The 24489-nt window shown below is 57.4% G+C and carries 23 protein-coding genes and 1 pseudogene; 14 read left to right on the top strand and 10 right to left on the bottom strand.

Annotation, left to right across the window (positions count from 1 at the left end; translation table 11 throughout):
• Positions 1-16: 16 nt before the first annotated feature.
• Positions 17-259, bottom strand: a complete 243-nt coding sequence (locus NP945_RS05315) for a hypothetical protein (protein ID WP_256745757.1) — start codon at positions 257-259, stop codon at positions 17-19.
• Positions 260-261: 2 nt separating this feature from the next.
• Positions 262-447 (bottom strand): hypothetical protein, encoded by a 186-nt coding sequence (locus tag NP945_RS05310; RefSeq protein WP_256745756.1) that lies wholly within the window; start codon positions 445-447, stop codon positions 262-264.
• A 208-nt stretch (positions 448-655) separates the two neighbouring features.
• Between NP945_RS05310 and NP945_RS05305 the strand changes: the two genes are divergently transcribed.
• From NP945_RS05305 to NP945_RS05295, 3 genes are all read left to right on the top strand, one after another.
• Complete coding sequence (locus NP945_RS05305; protein WP_256745755.1) at positions 656-955, top strand: hypothetical protein; 300 nt, start codon at positions 656-658, stop codon at positions 953-955.
• 2 nt (positions 956-957) lie between these two features.
• Positions 958-1650, top strand: coding sequence for an SOS response-associated peptidase (locus NP945_RS05300; protein WP_256745854.1), 693 nt, complete (start codon positions 958-960; stop codon positions 1648-1650).
• A 199-nt stretch (positions 1651-1849) separates the two neighbouring features.
• Positions 1850-2143 carry a hypothetical protein gene (locus NP945_RS05295; protein ID WP_256745754.1) on the top strand — a complete coding sequence of 98 codons (294 nt, stop codon included), beginning with the start codon at positions 1850-1852 and terminating at the stop codon, positions 2141-2143.
• A 234-nt stretch (positions 2144-2377) separates the two neighbouring features.
• On the opposite strand, the gene NP945_RS05290 is transcribed toward NP945_RS05295, so the two are convergent.
• The 3 genes and pseudogenes from NP945_RS05290 to NP945_RS05280 all read right to left on the bottom strand — a co-directional run.
• The gene (locus NP945_RS05290; RefSeq protein ID WP_256745753.1) at positions 2378-3241 is read right to left on the bottom strand and encodes an ATP-dependent DNA ligase; all 864 of its coding nucleotides are present in this window, start codon (positions 3239-3241) and stop codon (positions 2378-2380) included.
• A gap of 92 nt (positions 3242-3333) precedes the next feature.
• Complete coding sequence (locus NP945_RS05285; RefSeq protein ID WP_256745859.1) at positions 3334-3546, bottom strand: hypothetical protein; 213 nt, start codon at positions 3544-3546, stop codon at positions 3334-3336.
• 37 nt (positions 3547-3583) lie between these two features.
• Positions 3584-3703, bottom strand: a pseudogene (locus NP945_RS05280) (KTSC domain-containing protein); the annotation flags it as partial.
• Between the two features lie 352 nt (positions 3704-4055).
• On the opposite strand from NP945_RS05280, the gene NP945_RS05275 reads away from it, so the two are divergent.
• The 11 genes from NP945_RS05275 (at position 4056) to NP945_RS05225 (ending at position 19327) form a co-directional block, all read left to right on the top strand.
• A complete protein-coding gene (locus NP945_RS05275) occupies positions 4056-5171 on the top strand; it encodes a Fic family protein (RefSeq protein ID WP_256745752.1) in 1116 nt (371 codons plus the stop codon).
• A 122-nt stretch (positions 5172-5293) separates the two neighbouring features.
• The gene (locus NP945_RS05270; RefSeq protein WP_256745751.1) at positions 5294-6142 is read left to right on the top strand and encodes a hypothetical protein; all 849 of its coding nucleotides are present in this window, start codon (positions 5294-5296) and stop codon (positions 6140-6142) included.
• On the top strand, positions 6139-7470 hold the full coding sequence (locus NP945_RS05265) for an O-antigen ligase (protein ID WP_256745750.1): 1332 nt from the start codon (positions 6139-6141) through the stop codon (positions 7468-7470). The genes NP945_RS05270 and NP945_RS05265 overlap by 4 nt, the downstream gene beginning before the upstream one ends.
• 144 nt (positions 7471-7614) lie before the next feature.
• Positions 7615-8496, top strand: a complete 882-nt coding sequence (gene rfbA / locus NP945_RS05260) for a glucose-1-phosphate thymidylyltransferase RfbA (RefSeq protein WP_127272412.1) — start codon at positions 7615-7617, stop codon at positions 8494-8496.
• Entirely contained in the window at positions 8497-9051 is a 555-nt protein-coding gene (gene rfbC / locus NP945_RS05255) for a dTDP-4-dehydrorhamnose 3,5-epimerase (protein ID WP_127272014.1), read from the top strand.
• Between the two features lie 22 nt (positions 9052-9073).
• Positions 9074-10144 (top strand): dTDP-glucose 4,6-dehydratase, encoded by a 1071-nt coding sequence (rfbB, locus tag NP945_RS05250; protein ID WP_127295707.1) that lies wholly within the window; start codon positions 9074-9076, stop codon positions 10142-10144.
• Positions 10141-11043, top strand: a complete 903-nt coding sequence (gene rfbD, locus NP945_RS05245; protein ID WP_256745749.1) for a dTDP-4-dehydrorhamnose reductase — start codon at positions 10141-10143, stop codon at positions 11041-11043. The genes rfbB and rfbD overlap by 4 nt, the downstream gene beginning before the upstream one ends.
• Positions 11040-16562 carry a glycoside hydrolase family 99-like domain-containing protein gene (locus tag NP945_RS05240; protein WP_256745748.1) on the top strand — a complete coding sequence of 1841 codons (5523 nt, stop codon included), beginning with the start codon at positions 11040-11042 and terminating at the stop codon, positions 16560-16562. Before rfbD ends, NP945_RS05240 begins: the two co-directional genes overlap by 4 nt.
• A gap of 54 nt (positions 16563-16616) precedes the next feature.
• On the top strand, positions 16617-17729 hold the full coding sequence (locus NP945_RS05235) for a polysaccharide pyruvyl transferase family protein (RefSeq protein WP_164748974.1): 1113 nt from the start codon (positions 16617-16619) through the stop codon (positions 17727-17729).
• Positions 17730-17802: 73 nt separating this feature from the next.
• Positions 17803-18534, top strand: a complete 732-nt coding sequence (locus tag NP945_RS05230; RefSeq protein ID WP_127271277.1) for a class I SAM-dependent methyltransferase — start codon at positions 17803-17805, stop codon at positions 18532-18534.
• Between the two features lie 34 nt (positions 18535-18568).
• Complete coding sequence (locus NP945_RS05225) at positions 18569-19327, top strand: trans-aconitate 2-methyltransferase (RefSeq protein WP_127271275.1); 759 nt, start codon at positions 18569-18571, stop codon at positions 19325-19327.
• Positions 19328-19497: 170 nt separating this feature from the next.
• Here NP945_RS05225 and NP945_RS05220 read toward each other — a convergent pair whose 3' ends face one another.
• From NP945_RS05220 to NP945_RS05200, 5 genes are read right to left on the bottom strand one after another with little or no spacing between them, the layout of a single operon-like run.
• Complete coding sequence (locus NP945_RS05220; RefSeq protein WP_256745747.1) at positions 19498-21027, bottom strand: glucosyltransferase domain-containing protein; 1530 nt, start codon at positions 21025-21027, stop codon at positions 19498-19500.
• The gene (locus NP945_RS05215) at positions 21003-21383 is read right to left on the bottom strand and encodes a GtrA family protein (protein WP_164748973.1); all 381 of its coding nucleotides are present in this window, start codon (positions 21381-21383) and stop codon (positions 21003-21005) included. The genes NP945_RS05220 and NP945_RS05215 overlap by 25 nt, the downstream gene beginning before the upstream one ends.
• The gene (locus NP945_RS05210; protein WP_127270265.1) at positions 21373-22323 is read right to left on the bottom strand and encodes a WxcM-like domain-containing protein; all 951 of its coding nucleotides are present in this window, start codon (positions 22321-22323) and stop codon (positions 21373-21375) included. The genes NP945_RS05215 and NP945_RS05210 overlap by 11 nt, the downstream gene beginning before the upstream one ends.
• Entirely contained in the window at positions 22320-23258 is a 939-nt protein-coding gene (locus NP945_RS05205) for a glycosyltransferase family 2 protein (RefSeq protein ID WP_206517162.1), read from the bottom strand. The genes NP945_RS05210 and NP945_RS05205 overlap by 4 nt, the downstream gene beginning before the upstream one ends.
• Entirely contained in the window at positions 23255-24355 is a 1101-nt protein-coding gene (locus NP945_RS05200) for a DegT/DnrJ/EryC1/StrS aminotransferase family protein (RefSeq protein ID WP_256745746.1), read from the bottom strand. The genes NP945_RS05205 and NP945_RS05200 overlap by 4 nt, the downstream gene beginning before the upstream one ends.
• Positions 24356-24489 lie beyond the last annotated feature (134 nt).

Here is a 24489-nt window from a genome sequence, read left to right as displayed (position 1 = left end):
GCAAGCCGTCGCCAATCTACTCAGCCCTACGAGGCAGCACCGGTCCAGTAGCGTTCCACCGGATGAACTCGACTTCCTTCCCGGTGACTTCCCGCACCGTCTTCAACAGCACCTCATGCAAGACTCGCGTCTGCCTGTAGTGGTCGCAATGAGGAGATATGAACGGCTTGACGATGCTTAGGTGCAGCGCTTCCGCCGCTAACAGAAAGCGCTCGATTTCAGCCTGTGAAAATTGCTTTGACGGTTTTGATCTAGCCATGGCTATCCCCTAAACCGCTCGGTGTGCCAGTGGATCTTGCCGTCGATCTTCATGGGCTTGTGGATCACCAGGCGCTTCGGCAAATGCTCCGGATGCACCTCCACCAGCGTGATCTTGATCTGCGGCTTGCAGCGACTGCAATCAAACTTCAGCGTCTGCGGATCGACGCCACCGCCGTAGACCATCATCAAGTCAGCCGATCGGCAGTAGCGGACATTGCCGCAACTGCATTCTGCTTTCACAAGCATATTGTGCCGGGTTGCCTTGCCCAGCGTGTCGATCGGTTCGTGTGCCATCCCTTTAAAAGAGGAACATATTCCTCTAAGGTCAAGAGGCTCTTGACTCAGTCGTTCTCATTTTGTTCACTGACGATAATATAGCCACAGGAGGCGAACAATGCAGCTTCGCTTGGAGATCAAAGGCGCTTCACTTGAGGAGCAGGAGCGCGGCGTCGAGGCGGCAAAGGCCGTCTTCGCTGCGGCCGGCATCTCGGCCCAGCAAGCCGCAGGTGGATTGTTTGCCTTGGAAGGCTGGGACGACGCCAGCTTTGCTGCCGATGAAGAGCCCACAGCGGAAGAGGACGATGCCGCAAGTGTTTGGATGGCGGCCAACAAGGCCGCTATAGCTGCGTGTTGCGCCAATTGGCCTCCTGATGCCGTGCCGGACAATTATCTCCTGCTTGAACTGGTCGATTGAACATGTGCGGCCGCTTCACCCGATACCTCACTTGGTCCGAGATCCACCGGCTCTATCGGCTGACGGCGCCGGCGGAGACCGGCCGCAATGACGCCCCTCGCTACAACATCGCGCCGACAGAGGAAGTCCCGTTCGTCACTGCCGGCGAAGACGGCAATCACAAACTCCGTGAGGGCCGTTGGTGGCTCGTACCGTTCTGGGCAAAGGAGATGCCCAAGGCGGCAATGTTCAACGCCAGGATCGAAGGCGTCGATACGGCCCCGGCCTTCCGTGACGCGTTCAAGTCGAAGCGATGTCTGATCCCGGCCGACGGCTTCTACGAATGGACCATCTCGCCGGCCGACGCCAAGAAGGACCCTTGGCACATCTATCTGCCCGGCCACGCGCCGTTCTCATTCGCAGGGCTCTGGGCCTACAACTCCAACCTCGACATCACAAGTTGCACCATCATCACCGAGCCCGCCGGCGACCCGATGAAGAACCTGCACGATCGGCAGCCGGTCATCCTCGACCATGCCTACTATGATGCGTGGCTGGACCCGGCTACGCCCAAAGACTATCTGAAAGACATTCTCAGCCACGACATCGACGGCCAGTTGCAGTTCAATCGCGTCGGCCGCGACGTCAACGCGACACTGATCAACAAGCAGCCCAACGACCATCCTGCCTTGGTCGGGCCGATCAATCCCCTATGAGCGATGAACCAGCCAGACTTGCCGAAGGCATGGTAGCTCCGTTGCGCGAAAGCCAGCGAATTCAGAACCACACTTGCGAGCACGTTGGATGTGGCATGCGCGCGCCGTTCGGCTTCGCACGACCGAAGGGGCCATCACTTTGGTTCTGTCGCGGGCATCGCGCCGACGGCGATCAATATCTCTTGGGAGGAAGGCGCCAATGACCCGCTCGACCTTCGCCGATGAATTGCAGCAGGCTTCCGACCGCATCGCAGACGTTCCTCGCGCTGATCTCCAAATCATGCTTCGGCGCGCCGCGCTGATAATTCGCAACACCGGCGGCATCGATCTCGATCCTGGCGTTCAGGATACGCTCTCTGACATCGCAGTGGAAATGGGGCTGGCGAAATCGGATCTGATCAAGACCATCATTGGCGATTGGCTCGTTGCCAATGCCTATCTCCCGGTGCCGCGTCTGTTCGATGAGGAAAGCGAGACCGAGGGCTCTGCCTAATTCCCTGCATCCGACCATTGAGAGTTGTCTACCCAGAATGGCCGGCACGGATTACGAATTTGGGGTGACAGGACCGCGCCGGCCAGTGCCGGGCACAAGGGGTGGGCCTAATGACCAGCCCTGTCACGCTAGCAGCATGATGGGAATCCATCAATTAAGCCTGATGGGCTAGAACGTGAATGCGCCGGTTCTCAGGCGCGGCAGCGGGCCGCACTCCAGGGTTTTGCCTCGGCATTATTCCTCCTCCCGGTAATCGAGCAGCTTCGCATGGCGTAGTCTTTCCTCGCCCTTCAGGAATCTGACGCGGCCGACGAGACCAGGCTTCAGCCATTCGGCCTTTTCTTTCTTTAGACCGATCGGCACTGGTCCCCCGACCTTCCCTTGCACGCGATCCCATAGTCGCTGACGCTTGTCGGCTTTAAAGGCAACGAAAGCGCCGCCGGCATAGCGGCCCTTGTCGGCCATCAGCACCATTGCGGGCTTTCCCGCCTCGCGCTGCACGCCAATGATGTCCATTTCCTTTTCGGCATAGCACTTGATCTTGCGCCAGTTCATCGTGGGCCCGCTGCGGTAGACGCTGTCCTTACGCTTTGAGACCATGCCCTCCAGCCCTGCCCTGTCGACTAGGTGATAAACCGCGTCGCCAGTGCCGGGCATGGCTTTGCTGACCTGAATGCGGCCAACGGCTGGAATTAGTTCCTGCAGGATTTCACGGCGATCTTCCACCGGCATGTTGCGCAAATCATGCCCGTTCAGGTGCAGGAGATCGAACGCCACCAAATACAGATCGCGCGATGGCTTACGGCTTGTGACGGCTGATTGCAGGGCGTGGAAGTCGGACAGGCCGGCCTCGTTGACCGTGATTGTCTCGCCATCGATGATGAAACTTTCCGCCTCAATCCCCTCCGCCTCTCCGGCAAGTTCGATATAGCGACCGGTCCAGTCGTAACCGTTCTTGGTGCACAGCCGTATCCCGTTTTCATCCTTGATAATCTGGGTGCGATACCCGTCGAATTTGATCTCATGGAGCCATGCGTCGCCTTGCGGTGGCGTGTCGACCAGCTCGGGCTCCATGGGCTTGATGAACTTCAGAGGCATGCGCTGACTCGCATAGTGCGATTCAATTAGCGCGCGCTAAAATGGTTCCGGAACATTTTAGACGAATTGAATGTTTGATAGCCATGACGAAGCTATCGGACCTTGGCCCACCGATCCTCGGCGAACTGCACGGCGGCGAGCCTGCCGACGAGCGCGAAAACTTCATGACCTGTCCGGTGTGTGGCCAGCAGCTCGACATGCGCGACTTCCGCCAGGTCGCTTGGCACGATCAGCCCCAACATGAGCCGCTGGCGTTGGAGCTTGTGCCACGGGACGGAACGCGAAATGGTTACGGATGCGATCATTGAAATACCGGCCCTTGGCAAAGGCAGTTTTGAAATCGGCGTAGGTCTCCGGCGGCACGTCCAGAAAGTCGTACTGCCTGCCGCTCGCTACAAACCACACCGATAGAATCCTAGTGTCCGGATTGTATTCGAATCTGCGTATCGAGGTTGACGGCATGGTGCACCAGATGCTGCTAGTGAGGGTAACCCGATATGGCCCGCCCACTGAGGAAGCAAGGAGCGGGCCGACCACAGAACGCTGACGGCATTCCAACTTGCTCCATCGTTTTCGGTTCCGGACAACAAAAAAGCCCGGCACCTTTCGGGAGCGGCGATGTCTGGATGGCGCTCGGGTTATCAACCTGCTGACGAATACTATTCGCAAGGATCGAACCGCGCTTTTGCCTGGCTCCGGCACAGTGGGTCTTATTCTCAAGCTGGCCGGCTGCCCGCATTTGGGTATTTATGGGTCCTTTATTGGGTCTGCCGGTTCTTGAATTTTTCGGGTATTTTTGGGTACATTTGTGGGTATGACCCTGAAGATCGACTCTCTGCAAATCACCACCGAGATCCTTGCTCTGGTCTCGGAGATCGACGAATTCAAAGGGGCTTGGCGAGCGCTGGGCGCGCTCGCTCCGGAGCGCCTATCGGCTCTGCGCCGCGTTGCGACCATCGAGAGCATTGGCTCTTCTACCCGTATCGAAGGAAGCAGGCTTACTGACGGCGACGTGGAGCGGCTGCTCGCCGACCTCGACATCAAATTCTTTGAGTCCCGAGACGAGCAGGAAGTCGCCGGATATGCGCAGATCCTGGAAATGATCTTCGCGCATTTCGATGCGATTGATCTGACCGAAAACCACCTGACACAGCTACACCGTGACCTGCTGGCGTTCAGCAACAAGGATGAACGCCACCGCGGTGCATATAAGACGCTCGCCAACAATGTCAGTGCGTTCGATGCCGACGGAAAAGAGATCGGCGTCATCTTCGAAACGGCGACGCCTTTCGATACGCCGAAGCGGATGAAAGAGCTTGTCGATTGGACACGCGACACACTCAACGAGCAAAGCCTGCACCCTCTGCTCGTCGTCGCAATCTTCACGGTGGTGTTTCTGGAGATACACCCATTCCAGGACGGGAATGGACGGCTGTCGCGCGTTCTGACGACGCTCCTGCTGATGCGCAGCGGATATGCGTATGTGCCTTACTCTTCCCTCGAAAGCGTGATTGAGAACAGCAAGGAAGGCTACTATCTGGCGCTACGCCAGACTCAAAAGACGATCCGCAGCCCGAACCCCAATTGGCAGCCATGGGCTGTGTATTTCCTGCGCGCTCTGCAGCAGCAAAAGCGGAGGTTGGAGAAAAAAATCGAGCGAGAACGCCTTGTGCTTGGCACGTTGCCCGAACTCTCTCTGCAAATCGTTGGGGCCATCAATGAGCGTGGGCGCATAACCATCAGCGAGATCGTCAACCTGACAGGTGCAAACCGAAACACCGTCAAAAAACACTTGGCCATTCTGGTCGAAGCGAACCATCTGGCCCAACATGGAACCGGCAAGGGAACGTGGTACGGCCAAAAATACGCGGTAAAGGCTCCAAGTCTGGAGCATATTAATTTGCTGCGCTGCCGACGCTCTACAGCCTGATAGGCGAGATTGAGTATCGACAAGGCGAGAAAGACGAGGCTTTTGAACTCTTCGACCAGGCTCGAAAGCTGTCCAAGACTGAAATCCATTCGCTTCAGAGATCGATCGATCGCTCGATCGAGATGGGCGACCTGTCAAAGGCCGTCGCCGAGATCGACACGTTGCTGCGCCGGTGGCCGGACACATTTCCAGTCATTGCGGCGGGCTTGCCGGCTATTCTTGCAAACCCGGACGGATATCAGGCTGTCCTGGCAGCCTTAAGGATCGAGGCACCGTGGAGGTCCAATCTTTTCTCCGCCCTTGGTAAGGATCCGCGGGGCCTGCGCGTCGCAAATCAACTGTTGCTGGACCTTACCGGATCGAGCTCACAACCGACGTCGAAGGAATTGTCTGCCGTAATCAACGGGTACATCCGGCAGAAGGAATACGAGGCGGCCTATCGGCTGTTCCTGTTCAGTATGACCGATCAGGAGCGGACACTGGCCGGATACATCTTCAACGGCGGCTTTGAACAGATCCTCAGCGACAAGCCATTCGACTGGCAGGTTCGCGACCGCTCCGGTCTGGAAATTACCTTTGCCGGGGCGCGCGACGTCGGCGAAAGCGATAGCGGAGCGACTGTCCGGTTTCTGAATACGCCGGTGAAGAACGCCGCGCTCCAGCAATATGTCGAACTGCCTCCCGGCTCCTACAGGATTTCCCTGATCGCCTCCGCGAGAAACCTGAAGCTGCCCAAGCAGTTGTTCTGGTCCATCAGATGCGCGGATCCGGCGGGAGAAATAGCTCGGTTCAACATTCCGGAGGGCACATTCAATCGGCGGCAGTTGAGTCTGGATTTCGCGATCGGACCAGGCGCGTGTCCCATGCAAGTGTTGCGGCTGGAAACAGCTGCCATCGCTGAGAGCTGGCGATTTCGATACGTTGGCACGTTGGTCATGCACAAATTGAGCATCGAAAGAGTTTCATCTTGAGAGAGCGGTCAGCCCGGTCCACGGAATGGGAAAAATATCTGGTTGGGTCGGTTCTTTTCCTGTCAGTGCTGATTGGCGGCGGCACCGCGAGCGGTCTCTACACCGAGGCGGTGATCGAGGTGGCGGCGATTGTCGCGGCCGCGGCCATCTTTTCAAGGCCGTCTGAGCACGGCATCCCTCGCTCGGCCCTGTGGTTGCTTGCTCTGGGCCTTGCCGTGTTCTGTTTCCAAATCGTGCCGTTGCCCGCCGCCCTGTTGAGCGGATTGCGGCCTGAGGTTTTACTTGCAAATCCATGGCTGAGCGGTGAAACCGGGCTGCGTTTCGTCAGTGTCGGCGTGGGACGCACGATCGAGTGTCTGTTGTACTTCGTGGCGATGGCTGCATTCTTTCTGAGCGTCACCCGCTTGCGCCCAGATCAGGTCTACGGCCTCCTGCCCTTCTTTTTGATGGGTGTCATCTGTAACGGATTGGCTGCGGCGATCCAGTATTCGCTCTCCGATACGGTTGCCATACAGGGTTTGCTGCCGTTCACGATCAATGCGGGACTGTTTGCCAACCAGAACCATTTTTCAGCTTTGCTCTTCGTCTCCATCCCCTTCGTCGTCTACTACGGCCTGTTTCGCGGGCACCTTCTGTCCGGGTCGCTCGGTTTGATAACGCTGCTGCTGCTGCTTCTGGCCGCCGGTTCGCGCGCCGGTATTCTGATAGGGCTGGCGATCACCATAATATCGGTCGTCTTTCTGTCCGCGCGCTCGAGGCTGGGCGGGTATGGAATACCCGCTGTCTTCATCGGACTTTCGCTCTACACGATCGGGGCGTGGACGAAGATCGATGCGGAAGTGGTTGACCCGGCCTTTGGACGGGCCGAATTTGCCCGCACCACGATCGCGGGAATTGAAGAGAACTGGGCGACGGGCGTCGGCTTTGGGAGTTTTCCGAAAGTCTACCAGATTTACGAAAAGGGAGAGATGATCTTCAAGCCCTACGTCAATCACGCCCACAATGATTATCTGGAATTGGCACTTGAAGGTGGCGCGCCTGTTGTCTTTCTGGTCGCGGCCTACTCGATATTGCTTTTTGCGTTTTCCCTGGCGGCACGGCGAGATCCGCTGCAGAAAATGGCGTTTCTCTCAGTATCGTTTCTGCTCGTTCATTCCCTGGTCGATTATCCCATGCGAACGGCGGCGCTTGCGATGACTTTCGCCTATATGAATGGCATCATCTTTCACAAGGGATTCGCTGGGCGGTTAAGCCAGAGAGACGAGTCGACCGAGGCCCATGATGACAATCTGCTTGTTCCCGTCAGGCCGGCTCTGGCAAGACGATAGCAATGCGTCGCCTGGAATTGGCGATGGATTGGCGCTGGATCGTGACCCAGACGTTTGCCGAACGCCGAGATTGACAAGCCATTGCATGGAACCTAAGCACGGTCGGCTGGGGCCGGGGGGTTCAGGCATGTCAAGGAGAGCTTCTTGAAAGGAATTATCCTTGCTGGAGGCAGTGGAACGCGTCTTTATCCGCTAACATTAGCAGTCTCTAAGCAAATTCTGCCGATATACGACAAGCCGATGATCTATTATCCGCTGAGCGTTCTGATGCTCGCGGGTATCCGTGAAATTCTGATCATTTCGACGCCGCGTGACCTGCCCGTCTTTCGCGATCTGCTTGGCGATGGATCGGAGTTCGGCCTCGACCTGTCCTATGCCGAGCAACCGCAGCCCAACGGGCTGGCGGAGGCCTTCATCATCGGCCGCAATTTCATCGGCAAGGACAACGTGTCGATGATCCTCGGCGACAACATCTATTTCGGCGACGGGCTGTCGCAGCTTTGCCGCGACGCTGCCTCGCGCGAAAAGGGCGCTTCGGTGTTCGCCTATCATGTCGAGGATCCCCAGCGTTATGGCGTGGTTTCCTTCGACAAGGCCACGGGAACGGCGCTGACGATCGAGGAAAAGCCGCAGGTGCCGAAATCCAACTGGGCGGTCACCGGTCTTTACTTCTATGACAACGACGTCGTCGACATCGCCCCTGCCATCCGTCCCTCGGCGCGTGGCGAACTCGAGATCACGGCGGTCAACAACGTCTACCTCGAGCGCGGCCAGTTGCATGTGCATCGGTTGGGGCGCGGTTATGCCTGGCTCGACACCGGCACGCATGACAGCCTGCATGAGGCCTCATCATTCGTGCGCACCATCGAGCACCGTCAGGGCATCAAGGTCGCTTGTCCCGAAGAGATCGCCTTTGAACAGGGTTGGCTGACAGTGGACCAGGTTCTGCGTCGCGCCGATCACCTGGGCAAGAATGAATATGCCGCCTATCTGCGCCGGCGTGTCGTCGACCTGTCGGAGGGCTAGGTGTTGGAGGTCAGGCCCCTTGGCATCGATGGCGTGCTGGAAATCGTGCCGAAGCGACATGGCGACGCGCGCGGCTTCTTCGTGGAAACCTACAATGCCGAGCGCTTTTCGCAGGCCGGCATAGACCTGGCTTTCGTGCAGGACAATCATTCCTATTCCGCCGCGGCGGGCGTCTTGCGAGGGCTTCACTATCAGCTTGCGCCGCGCGCCCAGGACAAGCTGCTGCGCGTCATCCGGGGCAGCATTCTCGATGTCGCGGTCGACATTCGCCGCGGTTCGAAAACCTTCGGAAAATGGGTCGCTCTCGAAGTGTCGGCCGAAAAGGGCAACCAGATTCTGGTGCCGAAAGGCTTCGCGCACGGTTTCGTGACGCTCGTGCCCGACACCGAGGTTCTGTATAAGGTGACCGACACCTATTCGCAGGCGCATGATCGGTCGGTCCGTTTCGACGATCCCGCCATCGGCATCGAATGGCCGTCATTGGCCGGCGGGTTCCAGCTCTCGGACAAGGACCTCAAGGCGCCGCTGCTGGCCGCCGCCGAGGTGTTCGCCTGATGGGTTGCGTGAGGACAGCGGCATGAATTTTCTGGTGACGGGCGGTGCTGGCTTTATCGGTTCGGCGGTGTGCCGGCATCTATGCGCCAACCCGGCCTATCGGGTGACCAATCTCGACAAGCTAACCTATGCGGGAAACCTGGCCTCGCTGCGGCCGATCGAGAACGCACACAATTATCGCTTCGCGCAGGCCGACATCTGCGACGAAAAGGCTGTGCTCGACATCCTCCGGCGCGACGATATCGACATCGTCATGAACCTTGCCGCCGAGAGCCATGTCGACCGCTCGATCGATGGGCCGGGCACCTTTATCGAGACCAACATCGTCGGCACCTACAAGATGCTCAATGCCGCGCTGGAGTACTGGCGCGGCCTGCCCGAAGACCGGAAGAGCCATTTCCGCTTCCATCATGTCTCGACCGATGAGGTGTTCGGCGATCTTCCTTTCGACGGCGGCATGTTCGTCGAGGAAACGCCCTACGCGCCATCCTCGCCCTATTCCGCTTCGAAGGCGGCCTCGGACCATCTCGTGCGGGCCTGGCACGAAACCTATGGCCTGCCGGTCGTGCTTTCCAATTGCTCGAACAATTACGGACCCTATCACTTTCCCGAAAAGCTGATCCCGCTGGTCATCCTCAATGCGCTCGATGAAAAGCCGCTGCCGGTCTATGGCGCCGGCGCCAATGTGCGCGACTGGCTGTTCGTCGAGGATCACGCGCGCGCGCTGGAACTTGTCGCGACCAGGGGACTGCCGGGCGAAAGCTACAATGTCGGCGGCAATTCCGAGCGGACCAACCTTGGCGTCGTCGAGACGATCTGCGATCTCCTCGACAGCAGGCGGCCGCGGGCAGGGGGCAAGAGTTATCGCGACCTGATTTCCTTCGTCACCGACCGCCCCGGTCACGATCGCCGCTATGCCATCGACGCCTCGAAGATAGGCCGGGACCTGGGCTGGGCGCCCAATGAGAATTTCGACAGCGGCCTCGCCAAGACCGTCGACTGGTTTCTCGACAACAAATGGTGGTGGGGACCGATCCGCGAGCAGCGCTATGCCGGTGAACGGCTGGGCGAAGCACGCAAGGGGGCGGCGTGAGGCTGGTTGTCACCGGACGCGACGGACAGGTCGCGGCGAGCCTTCTGGAGGCCGGCCAAGCGGTCGCCGGCGTTGAGGTCATCGCCATTGGCCGTCCGCAACTCGACCTCGCAAGACCCGACACGGTGATCGAAGCCATCGCGGCCGCGAAGCCTGATATCGTCGTGTCGGCCGCCGCCTACACGGCGGTGGATCAGGCCGAGGACGAGCCCGATCTGGCATTCGCGGTGAACGCCGCCGGCGCCGGCAAGGTGGCGCAAGCAGCAAGCCGCCTGGGCGTTCCCGTCATCCATCTTTCGACCGACTATGTCTTCGACGGCACCAAGGACGCCGCCTATGTCGAGACCGACGCCACCGCACCGCGCAGCGTCTATGGCGCCTCCAAGCTTGCCGGCGAGCAGGCGGTTGCATCAGCCAATCCGCACCACCTGATCCTGCGCACGGCATGGGTCTACAGCCCGTTCGGCAAGAATTTCGTGAAAACCATGCTGCGGCTGGCCGCCGACCGCGACGAGATCGCGGTGGTGGCCGATCAGTGGGGAAATCCGACATCTGCACTTGATGTCGCCGACGCAATCCTGCATGCGGCGGCACGGCTGCACGAGGGCGCCGCCGCATCCGGCATCTATCATCTGGCCGGAACCGGCGAGGCCAACTGGAGCGGCTTTGCCCGCCATATCCTCGACACAAGCCGCGTGTTGGGTGGTCCCTGGGCGCGGGTACGGGACATTGCTACGATGGACTACCCAACCAAGGCGCGCCGCCCCGCCAATTCCCGGCTATCGAGCGCGAAATTCGCGGCGGCGTTCGGCTGGAATGCACCGGACTGGCGGCAATCGACGGAAGCGGTGGTGCGCCGGCTGCTAGCCGGTGAGCCGAAACAGGCATTGACGGCATGAACAAGCACCCTTCAGCGGAAAACACGCGCGATGCCGCGCCCGTCGACGAGCCGAAGGCACGCAAGGCAAAGCCGAAAGCAGCCAAACGCACCTGCATCATGGTGCTCGGCATGCATCGCTCGGGCACCAGCGCGCTGACGAGGGCGATCAATCTGCTTGGCGCGGAACTGCCTAAGAACATGCTGGGCGCCAATCTATCCAATCCAACGGGTCACTGGGAGCCGGAGCGTCTCATTGCGCTGCACGACCAGATGCTGGCCGAAGCAGGAAGCAGCTGGGATGATTGGCGATCCTTCGATCCCAACGATCTCGGCGCGCAGCGTCTGCGCTTCTACAAAGCAGAGATCGCGCGGCTTATCGACGAGGAATACGGCAGCGCGCCGTTTTTTGTGCTCAAGGAGCCGCGTATCTCACGTTTCGTGCCGCTTTATGCGGAGATCTTGAGGCGCATGCGCATCGATGTTCGGTATGTGCTGATAGACCGCAATCCGTTGGCTGTGATCGCTTCCCTGGCGAACCGAAACGGTTTCACGATGGGCTTCAGTTCGCTTCTTTGGCTTCGCCACGAATTGGAAGCCGAGCGCGCAACTAGGGGTCGGTCACGCATCTTGTTGTCTTACGAGAGTCTGCTTGATGACTGGCGACAGGGTATCGACGGGATCACTGCTACTCTCAGCCTAGACTGGCCGGTACCCGACGTGAAATGGCAGTCCCTGCTGTCTGAGCATTTCGCTACCGACAATCAGCACTTTGCCGCCAGCACTGAGTTGCTCGACGCAGACCCGCGCATCATTGACTGGGTCAAAGACGCTTATACCGCACTGATAGCGCTCAGGTTCGATGATACTGATGCAGTTGCAATAGAAATTCTTGATCGGATCAGAGCAGAGTTCGAATCTGTTTCACGAACTTTTGGCGACGCTTTTTTCCTTGAAATTGATTGCCGTCTCCGCGTGTTTCATCGGCAGAAGTTGGAACAGCAGCAATTAGCCAAACAGCGCGATGCGCGGCCCGCAAAGCAGGAACCATTCGTTTCACTTCGTGACCTGTATGACGCGCATCGCGGCAAAGTGTCGGATAAATGGTCGATCTATCTCAGCACCTATGACCATATTTTTTCAGAGTATCGAGACAGGCCGGTTCGAATTCTGGAAATCGGAGTTCAGAACGGCGGCTCCCTGGAGATATGGCAGAAATATTTCCCCAATGCTGAAATAATCGTTGGCTGTGACGTCAATCTGGCTTGCGGAAATCTCGTTTTCGACAGCCGGATGATAAAGATCTCCGTAGGTGACGCCAATACTGATGAAACGGAGCGCGACATCATCTCGATGTCGGAAAAATATGATATTATAATTGATGACGGATCGCACCTATCCTCGGATATAATACGCTCGTTCGCGCGATATTTCCCCCACCTTTCCGAAGGGGGCATGTACATCGCCGAAGATCTGCATTGCAGTTACTGGCAGGAGTTCGAGGGCGGTCTCTACGATCCGCTTTCCTCAATCTCGTTTTTCAAACGCCTGCTTGATGTAGTCAACCATGAGCATTGGGGACTGGATCGTCGTCGGGTCGATGCCTTGGCCACTTTCGCCGACAGGCACAAAGTCACATTCGATGAGGCTTCTCTCGCGTCGGTTCATTCCGTCGAGTTCTTGAACTCGCTTTGCATCGTAACGAAGCTGCCTATTCCGGAAAACGTCCTCGGCGCGCGCAACGTGCACGGGCAGGTCGCGCTCGCCGACGGGAGCGTGGTTCCTCTCGACGACACGAAGAGCAAGGCGATCGATCAAACCGGAAATCCATGGTCGTTGAAGTCAACAACCATGGAGGAGGAGATCGAAACCAACAGGAAGTTGTTGGGACATCACGGGGCACGCATCGAGGCTTTCTCCAGCGAGATAGCTGATATGCGTGAACAGATCCGGACCCACAAAGACGAGATCTCAGGCACAAGGGCACAAGTCAGCGCGAGAGACGAAGAGATCGCTCGAGAACGGGCACAGATCATTGCGAGAGACAAAGAGATCGAACTCTTGCAAGAAAATTTGTCGATGGCGCACAGGGCGACGAGTGCGCTGCTTGCGGATCGCGACGAGGCGCGATCCGAGGAAATCCGGTTGCATGAGGTTCTCGATGCCGTTTATGCCAGCACATCCTGGCGAGTGACCAAGCCTCTGCGGGGGATTGGGAGCCGCGTCCGCGCTATCGGCGATGTTCGCATAAGGGTCCGCCGCTTGGCGATTCGGGGTGCCTACGGTTGTTGGCACAATGTGCCGCTCTCCACCGACCTCAAGCGAAAATTGAAGAGAGCGGCGTTTTCGACCTTTCCTTCGCTGTTTGGCGTTACGAATGCCTACCGCGCCTGGAGAAGCATGGAGGCACCCCAAGCGCCTGTGGGCAGCAACGAGATGGTCTTGCGCGGGGCGCTGGTCAGTTCCGGCCCGATCTTCTCGCCCGAACCAGTCTATGTGCCGCTTCTCGATGCGCCGCCGTTGCTCCAGAAGCCGGTGCGCGTCATCGCGTTCTACCTGCCGCAATTCCACCCGATCCCCGAAAACGATGAATGGTGGGGACAGGACTTCACCGAATGGTCTAATGTCCGGCCCGCTGAGCCGCAATTTATCGGTCACCACCAGCCGCACGTGCCGGATACGCTCGGCTACTACGACTTGCGCGATACTGCTGTGCAGCATCGCCAGATCGAACTGGCAAGGCTCTATGGAGTGGAAGGCTTCTGCTTCTATTTTTATTGGTTCGGCGGCAAGAGGCTCCTGGAAAAGCCGCTCGAAAACTGGCTCGAGGATAAGCGCCTCGACATGCCATTCTGCGTCTGCTGGGCCAACGAGAATTGGTCGCGCCGCTGGGACGGAATGGACCAGGAGATCCTGATCGCTCAGGATCACTCCCCCCAGGATGATCTCGCGTTCATCGCCGAGGTCGCGCCCTATCTTCGTGACCCTCGCTACATCCGCATCAATGGCAAGCCGCTGTTGCTCGTCTATCGGCCAAGCCTGCTCCCGGCGGCGGCTGAGACAGCGCGGCGCTGGCGGACTTGGTGCCGGGAGAACGGCATCGGCGAGATTTTCCTGGCCTACACCCAGTCCTTCGAATCTGTGCCCCCCCATCGCTACGGGTTCGATGCCGCCGTGGAATTTCCGCCAAACAATTCCGCGCCGCCAAATGTCACGCATACAGTGACGCCGCTGCATGAGGATTTTGCCACGACCGTCTATGACTGGTCGGTATTCCCACAACGCAGCGAAACCTACTCATCCCGCAAATACAAGCTCTTCCGTTCGGTTTGCCCGGGCTGGGACAATACCGCACGCCGCAAGCGCGGCGGCACGGTGTTCATCAACAACACCCCCGAGCTGTATCGCAGATGGCTGGACAATGCCATTGAGGACACCTTGGCCCATATTAGCGAGCCATCCGAGCGGGTGGTTTTCGTCAATGCCTGGAACGAGTGGGCGGAAGGCGCTCACCTGGAGCCCGATAGCGTTAACGGCCACGCCTATCTGCAAGCGACCCGCGACGCTTTGGAGGCGGCGAAGGGGAAGTCCAAGGCCAGGATTGCAATCGTTTCCCACGACGCCCACCCGCATGGGGCGCAATTGCTGGCTCTCAATCTGGCCAAGGGATTCAAGCAGCTTGGTTTTGAGCCCGATCTCATCGTGCTGGGCGACGGTCCGCTGCTCGGCCGTTTCGCCCACGCCGCGACCGTGCACAGGATCGACTTGCCTGAACAAGGCGATGCCGATGTGTTGAAACGTCTGGCCACCATTAGAAACAACGGTGCCGAGGTCGCCGTCGTGAATACCACCGTATCCGGAAAGCTCATCCCGCTGCTGAAGCAGGCAGGGTTCCGCACCGTTTGCCTCGTCCATGAACTGCCCGGAATATTGGCGTCCTACGGTCTTGCTGACGCAGCCGCAGCCATTGTTGAGAACGCTGAAACGGTCGTTTTCCCAGCCGAGATCGTCAAAGCCGGATTCGAAGAGTTTGTTGGCCAACCGGTCAGCCAGTCGGTAGTCAGGCCGCAAGGACTCTATCTGCGTACGCCCTACCTCGCCGAGGATCGCCAGCAGGTCCGCGAGGCGGTCCGCGCACGATTAGGGCTTTCGCCAAATGCAAGCATCATCCTGTGCGCGGGCTATGCCGACCATCGCAAGGGCCTCGATCTTTTCGTTGATGCTTGCGTCAAGGTTATCGCATCCAGGCCGGATGCGGTTGCAGTCTGGGTCGGTCATGTCGATACCGTCTTTCACGCCAAGCAAATGCGACGGGTGAAGGAAGCGGGACTGGAGAGCCGCTTCGTCTTTGTCGGATTGGTGGAAAATCCGCAGGAATACTATTTCGCCGCAGATATCTATGCCTTGACCTCGCGTGAGGATCCGTTCCCCTCGGTGGTGCTCGAGGCGCTGGATGCCACAGTGCCGGTCGTTGCCTTTGAGGGCGCTGGTGGCTTCCAGGATCTGCTGAAGCGGGATTGCGGTATCCTCGTGCAGGCATTCGACACCGATGCGATGGCCGAGGTCATTGGCAATCTGCTCGACAATCCAAGTGAAGCCCGGCGTCTCGCCAGCGTTGGCCGCGATATCGTCCGCCAGGAGTTCAGCTTCAGCCATTACCTGCATGATCTGCTGATTTACGCCGAAAAGCCATTGCCGCGGGTGTCGGTCATCGTGCCTAACTACAACTACGCCCGATACCTGGGCGCACGTCTAGGCTCCATTGTCGATCAGACGATAAAGCCCTACGAGTTGATCGTGCTTGACGATGCTTCGACCGATGATAGCGTCGAAGTCATCGAGAAATTTCTGGCCGGTTGCGACATTCCATACCGGCTGGTGGCCAATGCGCAGAATTCAGGATCGGTATTCCGCCAATGGATGCGGGGGGTCGAAATGGCGCGCGGCGATTATGTCTGGATCGCCGAAGCCGACGACCTCGCCGATCCCGATTTTCTGGCCGAGCTTCTGCCCGCCTTCGAACGCGAGGAGGTGGTGATGAGCTATTGCCAGTCGCGACAGATGGACGGCGCCGGCCGGGTCTTGTCCGAACACTATCTCGACTATGTGTCGGACATCGACCGGTCTCGCTGGACGAAACCCTACGTCGTGGACGGCCGCCGGGAAATCGCCGAGGCACTTTACCTCAAGAACACCATTCCGAACGTCAGCGGCGTCTTGTTTCGAAGGGAGGCGCTCAGCAATGCGATGGCCAAACACAGCGAAGAGATCATGTCGTTGCGCAACGCCGGGGATTGGGTGACATATTTGCGTCTGCTCGAAAATGGTTCGATCGCTTTTTCCCCGCGTTCGCTCAATTCACACCGCCGGCATCAGTCGAGCGTAACCATAGGAAATTTCGATCTCAGGCACCTACAGGAGATCAGGCAGGTACAGGCCGATACAATCCGCAGCCACGATCTTGGACCTGCCGCGCTCGAACGAGCGAGCATCTACAGCCATGAAATCAGTGAACGATTTGGTATTCCAATTCAAGAATGACGACGCTGGTGACTGTGGGGAGTTAGATGTCTACAGAGCGTCGAGGAGATTTTAGTGAGAGTTCTTTTTCTGGGAGCGCCAATAGCTCCGCATCCTGATCCGCAGATTGCTTTTGAAAAGAAATTCGAAATCATTGGATATAACACCGGAAATCTTCTGATAGGGCAGTCTCTGTTCGAGGAAATTCGCTTTGAAGAGTTCGGTCAGGGGTTGGACTATTCCCCGCAAGAAGCAAACGAACGTTTCGACATCATTGCTATCGCCGCAGCAAATTTCATTTTCAAAAATTTTGATTTGTCCTACTTGGCTGACTTTATCGAGCCGACCAAGCTGCCATGCTTGGTTGCCGGCCTCGGGGCGCAAGCTTCTATCATCGGTGAAAAAGTCACAGATATCCCAGAGGGCAGTAAACGCTTCCTTCGTATCATATCGGAACGCAGCAAGACCGTGGGCGTGCGTGGCCATTTTACGGCTGAAGTCATGAATGACTTTGGGATAACGAACGTCAGAGAGGTTGGATGCCCAAGTTTGTTTCGCAAATTGCGTCCGGACTTGAAGATAAAGAGGCCAGGAAGAGACGCCGAGCTGAGGGTTGCAGTGAACGGATCACGCAACGTATTTCTTCATTCGGCCAATCCCGAAGCTGCCCGGCGCGTTGAAGCTGATCTTTTGAAATTATCCGCTCACAAAAAATATCCATATGTTCTTCAGAACGAAGAACCGGAAATGAAAATGCTACTTTCCAGAGATGGGAGAGAAGACGATTTTGGGGTCGCCCAGGCAGTGCTCGGGCAGATGAACATGGAAATGGATCCGTCGCTCTATGTAAAGCATGTCAAAGAGAACGCAAAAATGTTCTTTGATTTGGCAGAGTGGGATGCGTACATCTCGAAATTCGACTATTCGATAGGAACGCGCTTCCATGGAAATCTGATTGCATTAACCAACGGTGTTCCTGCAACCATAATTTCCCACGATTCGAGGACGACGGAAATGGCGGAACTTATGAGCATCCCGCATATCCCGGTCGATAAAGTGGGACAATTGAACGTCAACGAGCTTGTGCAGGCTGGCAACTATGATGAGTTTCAGCGCAAGTACACTGTACTATATGATCGTTTTGCCCAATTCCTTTCGGAGAATGGGGTTGCCCACCGGCTAGAATAGCACCGTGGAGCTGAACTCGGACCGAAGCAGCATTCTGTTACGGCTTCATTTTTGAAAATCCTGATGGTGCTCCATGAATTCTGATTCCTATCCAGTTTACCGCCGGGCAGGTTACTGCCCAATCTGTGAAGCCAATGTCGAGTTTTCCGCCCACTATGATTGGTATCGTGATCATCTGCTCTGCTCCAGATGTGGATCGATCCCGCGTGAGCGCGCTTTGGCTCTTACGCTCACGCGACATGTCTCTCGTTGGCGCAACCTTGTTATTCATGAATCGTCTCCCACTCCCCGCGGAATTTCTCCGAAGTTGAAGCGGGAATGTGCCGGTTATGTTGAATCGCAGTACTTTCCCGGAGAGCGTTTGGGCTCGTCCGTCAAGGGCTTCCGAAACGAGAACCTGGAGGCGCAGACATTTGGTGATGCGACTTTCGATGTCGTCGTTACACTTGATGTCATGGAGCATGTGAATATGCCGGAGCGGGTGACAAAGGAGATTGTCCGCACCCTGAAACCAGGCGGCGCTTATCTGTTCACCGTTCCCACCTACAAGGGCAAGATCGACAGTGAGCGCCGTGCGCTCTACAGGCCGGACGGAACGATCCAGCACACCGGCGAGCCGGAATATCATGGCAATCCTGTTAGCGATGCTGGTTCGCTGGTAACATTTCACTACGGCTATGACCTGCCGGAACTGATCCACCGATGGTCAGGAATGGATGTCGAGGTATGCCGTTTTCATGATCACTGGCACGGCATAATAGGCGAATTTACAGAAGTATATTTGGCACGGAAGCACGCCCGCTAACCAGGCCGAGGCTTTCGTCAGGAGCGAACGTAGTATGCAGATCGATAAGTTGGCAGCGATGTGGCAGGGCTATAGGCAGCGGGGCGTCATCCCAACGATCCACCTTGACGACGGGATGTTCAAAGGCAATCCCTTTCTTGATGACTACGACATTGTTGGCGAAAGCGTGTTGAAGGTGATCGTATCGATCTTGGCAATCGCCCGGAAAGAAGCCATTTACAATATTATGGATTTTGGATGCGGCCATGGGCGTGGCGCTCGCTACATCCGGTCACTGTTCCCTGCCGCCAAGATAACCTTCTGCGATATCGATCCGAGCTGCGTCGAATTTTGCGCCCACGAGTTCGGGGGAGATGCGGTGCTTTCGTCTGAGCATCCCTCTGACATTAAAATCCCAGGCGGCATGGATCTAATCTGGGTTGGCTCTGTCTTCACCCATGTCGATTACGAGAGAATGCAAATTCTTTTCGATAAGCTTTTTGCGGCATTGGGGCGCGGGGGGATACTGATCGCAACCTTCCGGGGGCACAACACGTACGAGATCACAAAGAACGACCCGATCCAAGCTGCTGCCCAAGCACAAATGCTGAAGGACTACGAGCAGACAGGGACTGGCTATTGGCCATACCCAAATGCCGCAGGCCAAGTTGGCATGAGCGATTGGGGACTTTCGCTTGCATCGATCGAGCGAGTTGTGGCGCTAGGCAAACGGCACGCCAATGCTCGCTTGGTCGGCTATAGCGAATCCGGATGGGCGAACGTCCACGATGTTGGCGCTTGGACGAAACGCTGAACCACCGTGTATTCGACATGGCGGTCGAGAAGTCGGTTATTCTGGTCCTCAAACTGGTGGATCAAAAGGTATCCCGTTTCCGACTGAGCGAATCTGCCAAGCACGCTGCCTCTACAGAAGCGGGTCCGTCTCCTTCCCTCGGACCAATCCAAAGATTTCGATTAAATCCCTTATCGATTGGTAACTTTTGCAAGGGCTTGCTGATTTGCGTAGCTGGGCATCTCACCGAGCCTTATCAGCGCAATGTCGCCCTGGATTTCCACACTACCGGGGGCTGGCCATACCGGCATCGCCGAAAGACGAACAATCGTCTGGTCAACCTGATCTGGGGTAGCACCGTTCAAATTGGAGTAGCCGAGCAATTTCATGTAATAAGCGATGCGCCAACCGTTGCCACCGTCCCATTCGAAGAACGAGTGGCCGACTGTCGAGCCGGGCTGCTTGGGATAGTTGGTCACAAATGGCTGGGCGCCAAACACGCTCAGAGCATAGCTGCGCTTTACATCAAAACCGCGCGCGGCCGACAGCCTGTCGAAGATGGCGCCCGCCATGAGTGTATCATGCTTGTCGACCAGATAGTTAGACGCCTGACGATAGTTCTGGGCCACCAGAATTTGGAAAATTGCCACGGCCATCAAGATGGTTGAGGCTACGCGGGTTCTCGATTCTCTGCTCGTCACCGCGACATAGGCAAACATCCAAACTGCAATCGGAACCCCGACGAGGCTCCTGACAGGCATGCTGCCCGCAGCGAGGAGGTGAAAGCCGAAGGGAATAAGCAATGAAGCGAAGGCAATTGCCGTCAACAGCAATTTCGAGCGGGGCAATTCCTTCAATAGCGCCCAACCGCCAAGGATCAACAAGAGCGGAATTGCCCACAACGCGACGTCATATGTGCGCCGGTCCAGACCATAGATCCCGCCTATCGCTCCAAGCACACGCCCAATAACTGTGGCCGGATGTTGAAGCAAAAAGCCAGGCTGGGAAAGCGAGTCGAAATACTCGTTTCTAGCGGGGGTGAACGATCTGAAAATGGCATCACCGACGACATAGAACAATATGGCACCAGCCAGCAGAATACCGGTCCGAAGCAGGTCTTTTGGCAGCGATTCGCTCCTTCCTGCCCGTGCTTGCAGAATTGAGATCGCGATGCCCAGGACCAGAATTGCCGGTGCGAAACTCTGGTAGATCGAGATGGCGAAGGCGCCGACTCCCACAGCTCCGAGAAAGCGAGGGCTGAGTGGGGAAACCTCCTCCTTGCGGATCAGCCAAAGCGCTAGAGCGGTCGCGAACAGGCCGACGCCGATAGCGGCAATGTTTGAATAAAATTCGACGATAAAAAACCAGGTCGGGAAAGCACAGAAAATCGCAAAACATGCGTACTCAGCGATGGAGAGCTCTTGCTTGTTAATGACATCCATGACGAGGAGGTAGGCGGCCACGCAACAGGCGCCAAAGACAGCTGGAGCCAAGAAAGGCATTACCGGATGAGGAATAAGGAACCTCTCGATCAGATATGCCCCCCAGCGTCCTTGAATGATCCAGACGGATGCGTCCGTTCTGAAGGCTGTTACTTCCTCATCCACTGACAGCGGAAAGGAAGCCAGCTCGGAAAAATACATCGCGGCGAAAATCGCAAAGAGATTAATGGCTGGTCGTATTGTGCTCGGTCGCGTCAGCATGATCTGCGGAGTATCCATCGAGAAATCACGAAGTTGAGGATGGTCGTGATGGCAAGGGTGACAAAGAAGGCTGCTGCAGCATTTTGCAGAACGCTTTCAAGCGTTTTGAGGGCTGCTAGGCCGAGCACGAACACGACCGCAATCGACGCCCCGATTGCCAGTCGATCGGCGATGCCCGTGCGGCCGCCGGGAAAGACGCGATCGGGATAGAACACCATTACGAACACAAGTCCTGTCAGCCAAGCGAGCGCGTAAGACAAACTTGAGGGCAGGACGACAAGGCCGGCAAAATAGACAAGGCTGGTCAGGGCGGTATTTAGTCCGCCGGCGACAAGAAACCGGACGGCGTCTCCGCCAATGCGATCAGCGGTCATCCTGCCTGACCGTATCCAGGAAATCCGCATAGTCCCTGATGTAATCGCCAGCATCATAGTTGTGCGAAGCCATGACCAGCAATGCTGTATCGGGTTGGAATTTATACTGAATTCCCCAAATGCCGGGCGGAATGTAGAGGCCGATCGAGGGTTCGGTCAACGAAACCTCTTTTCTCTCATGGCCGTCGTCAACGACAACGGACAGGCGGCCATGGGCCGCGATCAGGAATTGATGGCACTCGCGATGCGCATGCTCACCCCTGACCTTGTCGGAGGGAACGCCATAAACCAGAAAGGACCGGGCCGGCTTAAACGGTAGGTTTGCACCGAATTCGAGCGGGGCGAGTTCGCCTCGCAGATCGCTAAAATGCGGCAGCCGCCAGAGCTCGGTACCACCGACCCCAAGCGACATTTTCTCGCCCACTGCGCCGGGGAAGGTTTGCGTCAAGGCTGGCACGATCTTCGGGCCGGTCTGGTAGCCGATGATGACTGCGGGATTTCCGACCACGACGGCATTGGCAGGGACGCTCTTGGTCACCACGGCGCCGGCGCCGACCATCGCCTGGCGGCCGACGACAATGCCCGGCAGGATTGTGGCATTGGCGCCGATGGAAGCGCCGTCCTCGATCGTGGTCAGCAGAAACGCCTCGGGATATCCCTTGGAGCGTGGGAAGCGATCATTGGTGAAGGTCGCATTCGGGCCGACAAACACACGATTGCCCAGGCGCACCCCGTCCCACAGTTGGACGCCGCTCTTGACAGTCACGTCATCGCCGACGATCACGTCGTTCTCGATGAAGACGTGATCGCAGATGTTGCAGTTCGAGCCGAGCACGGCCCCAGGCAGCACGTGAGCGAAGGCCCAAATACGCGTTCCGTCGCCGACATGGGAGCTTTCGCAGATACCCCGTTCGTGCACGAAAAATGGCTTGGCGTTCATTTCGCAGTTCCGTCAACGACGCGGCTGATGATCCGAAGTGGGCGCGATTTGGTGTTTTCAACTGCCCGCCAGAGATAGCAACCAAGAATCCCTTGGACTAGAAGACTGGCCGAACCGAAGCCCGTGATCAGCAGCACCAGTGTCGTATAGCCAGCGGGGTCTATATTGCCAAGTAGCCGTGCAATCACGGTAACGACTGCAAATAGGAGACTTAGCGCACAGCCGGCAAATCCTACCCAGAGGGTGAGCATTATCGGAAAATCAGAGAACGAGAAAATGCTGTCCATCATGTATCGGAACCGCCGTGCCATGCCCCAGGCGCTTGTTCCGTGCTTTCGTTCGCGCCGCCGATAAGGCACGAATTCCCGCCTGAAGCCGACCCAGAAAAGTTGTATGACAAGCGAGCTGTTCGGCTCCTCGATCGAGAGGATCGCTTCCAGAACCTGACGGTTGCAGGCGAAGATATCCACTCCGCCACTCGGCATGCTGGGCAGGACGAGCCTGCGGTAGGCCGACCAGAAAGCCCTCGACAGAAATTTGGTCAAGGGCGGATCGCTACGCCCGGTTCGCTGCCCAAACACGACGTCAGCCTCGTCCTTTTCCAGCTTCGAAAAGAATTCGACGATCAGTTCAGGCGGCTCCTGCAGGTCGGCGGCCATCGCAGCGACCTGGTCACCCGAAGCGTGTTCGAGCCCGGTTCGAATAGCAGTGAACGAACCAAAGTTCCGGCTATGGAAGATGATCTTGTAATCATAGCCCGAGCCTTTCAATTCCTTGATCAGCAGCGGGCCGGATTCGTCCGGCGACCCGTCGACGACGAAGACGAACTCGATGTCGCTATGATATCTGGAGTGGAAATCGGCGACTGCGCCCAGGAGGGAAGGGATGTTCGCCTGATTTCGATAGATCGGGAAAACGATCGAGCGTGTTGTCACATTGTCTCCCATTCGCGGAGGGCCAGGCAAACCCGCTCTACCTCGTCGTCCCTCATATCGGGATAGCAGGGGACCGAACAGAGACGGCTGACGCTGGCCCTCGATACGGTGAGATTTTCGCTCCCCATCATCGGTAAGTCCGCCCAGCCGACCTGGTCGCAATCCAGCACAGGGTAGTGTATGTCAGTGTCGATGCCGCGCTCTTTCATGAACGCCCTGAAGGCATCCCGGTCGTCGCAAAGCGCGACCGCGAGGTGCGCGACAGCGCCTTCGCCACCTTCCAGGAACTGGAATCGACGCCCGGCAACCGACTTGTACTGGTCTAGGATGCCACGCCGCTGCTGGTTGCGTCTATCCACATCGCCCAGCAAAACGTCCAGTATCGCGGCTTGAACTTCATCCATGCGGGAGTTGCGGCCGTTGGGCACGCCGACATGATATTTTGAACTCCAGCCATATTGTTGCAGTTGCCGTACATGCGCGGCGGTTGCCGTGTCGGAGGTAAGAACAGCGCCGCCGTCCCCCATGGCTCCGAGATTTTTGGTTGGGTAAAAGCTGAACGTGGAGATATCCCCCAGCGAGCCTGCAACGTCGCTTCCGATTCTCGCCCCGTGCGCCTGTGCGCAATCTTCCACGATTGGAATGTGCGAGAGGCCAGCCTGCTCAAGTCCGTCCCGGATGGCGCGGACATCAACGACGCCACCATAGAGGTGGGTGGCGACGATCGCAGCGGTGGCTGCGCTGGCTGCTTTCAGTACCGATTGAAGGGCTATGAGTTGGCTGGCTGGTTCGATATCGACATAGTGCGGAACGAGATCATTCTGCCAGCAGGCACAACTGGCATAGCCCCCCGCATTGGCGGCGACGATCACCTCGCGCCCGTCGTAGCGCTTGGTCACTGCGGCCAATGCAAGTTCGAGCGCATCCGTCCCATTGGCCACGAGAACGCATTCCGAAACACCTATGAATCTGGAAAAATTTGCCGCAAACCTTTTGCCGATTGCGCCATTGAGCCACCATCCCGAACGTAGCGTGTTCACTACCTCACTCTCGATTTCGACCTGGTAGCGCTGATACAGGCGCTTCAGATCATTCATCGGAACAGATTCTTGTCTCGTCATCGGTAACTCAACGGCTCGAGCGCAATTCATTTTAGTAACGTCCGCAGGGCGCAACGTTGGCATACTCAACTACAGCAGGTGCGACGAATTGGGAATCTGAACTGCGAGCA

It is taken from the genome of Mesorhizobium sp. LMG17149 (assembly GCF_024518695.1).
Classification (GTDB): domain Bacteria; phylum Pseudomonadota; class Alphaproteobacteria; order Rhizobiales; family Rhizobiaceae; genus Mesorhizobium.
This window is presented reverse-complemented; position numbering and strand designations above follow the sequence as displayed.

What these genes read in the sequence shown, in the direction of transcription:
- NP945_RS05315 (WP_256745757.1), bottom strand. Translation starts at nt 259, where the DNA reads ATGGCTAGATCAAAACCGTCAAAGCAATTTTCACAGGCTGAAATCGAG.
- NP945_RS05310 (WP_256745756.1), bottom strand. Translation starts at nt 447, where the DNA reads ATGATGGTCTACGGCGGTGGCGTCGATCCGCAGACGCTGAAGTTTGAT.
- NP945_RS05305 (WP_256745755.1), top strand. Translation starts at nt 656, where the DNA reads ATGCAGCTTCGCTTGGAGATCAAAGGCGCTTCACTTGAGGAGCAGGAG.
- NP945_RS05300 (WP_256745854.1), top strand. Translation starts at nt 958, where the DNA reads ATGTGCGGCCGCTTCACCCGATACCTCACTTGGTCCGAGATCCACCGG.
- NP945_RS05295 (WP_256745754.1), top strand. Translation starts at nt 1,850, where the DNA reads ATGACCCGCTCGACCTTCGCCGATGAATTGCAGCAGGCTTCCGACCGC.
- NP945_RS05290 (WP_256745753.1), bottom strand. Translation starts at nt 3,241, where the DNA reads ATGCCTCTGAAGTTCATCAAGCCCATGGAGCCCGAGCTGGTCGACACG.
- NP945_RS05285 (WP_256745859.1), bottom strand. Translation starts at nt 3,546, where the DNA reads ATGATCGCATCCGTAACCATTTCGCGTTCCGTCCCGTGGCACAAGCTC.
- NP945_RS05275 (WP_256745752.1), top strand. Translation starts at nt 4,056, where the DNA reads ATGACCCTGAAGATCGACTCTCTGCAAATCACCACCGAGATCCTTGCT.
- NP945_RS05270 (WP_256745751.1), top strand. Translation starts at nt 5,294, where the DNA reads ATGGGCGACCTGTCAAAGGCCGTCGCCGAGATCGACACGTTGCTGCGC.
- rfbB (WP_127295707.1), top strand. Translation starts at nt 9,074, where the DNA reads ATGAATTTTCTGGTGACGGGCGGTGCTGGCTTTATCGGTTCGGCGGTG.
- NP945_RS05240 (WP_256745748.1), top strand. Translation starts at nt 11,040, where the DNA reads ATGAACAAGCACCCTTCAGCGGAAAACACGCGCGATGCCGCGCCCGTC.
- NP945_RS05230 (WP_127271277.1), top strand. Translation starts at nt 17,803, where the DNA reads ATGAATTCTGATTCCTATCCAGTTTACCGCCGGGCAGGTTACTGCCCA.
- NP945_RS05225 (WP_127271275.1), top strand. Translation starts at nt 18,569, where the DNA reads ATGCAGATCGATAAGTTGGCAGCGATGTGGCAGGGCTATAGGCAGCGG.
- NP945_RS05220 (WP_256745747.1), bottom strand. Translation starts at nt 21,027, where the DNA reads ATGGATACTCCGCAGATCATGCTGACGCGACCGAGCACAATACGACCA.
- NP945_RS05215 (WP_164748973.1), bottom strand. Translation starts at nt 21,383, where the DNA reads ATGACCGCTGATCGCATTGGCGGAGACGCCGTCCGGTTTCTTGTCGCC.
- NP945_RS05210 (WP_127270265.1), bottom strand. Translation starts at nt 22,323, where the DNA reads ATGAACGCCAAGCCATTTTTCGTGCACGAACGGGGTATCTGCGAAAGC.
- NP945_RS05200 (WP_256745746.1), bottom strand. Translation starts at nt 24,355, where the DNA reads ATGAATGATCTGAAGCGCCTGTATCAGCGCTACCAGGTCGAAATCGAG.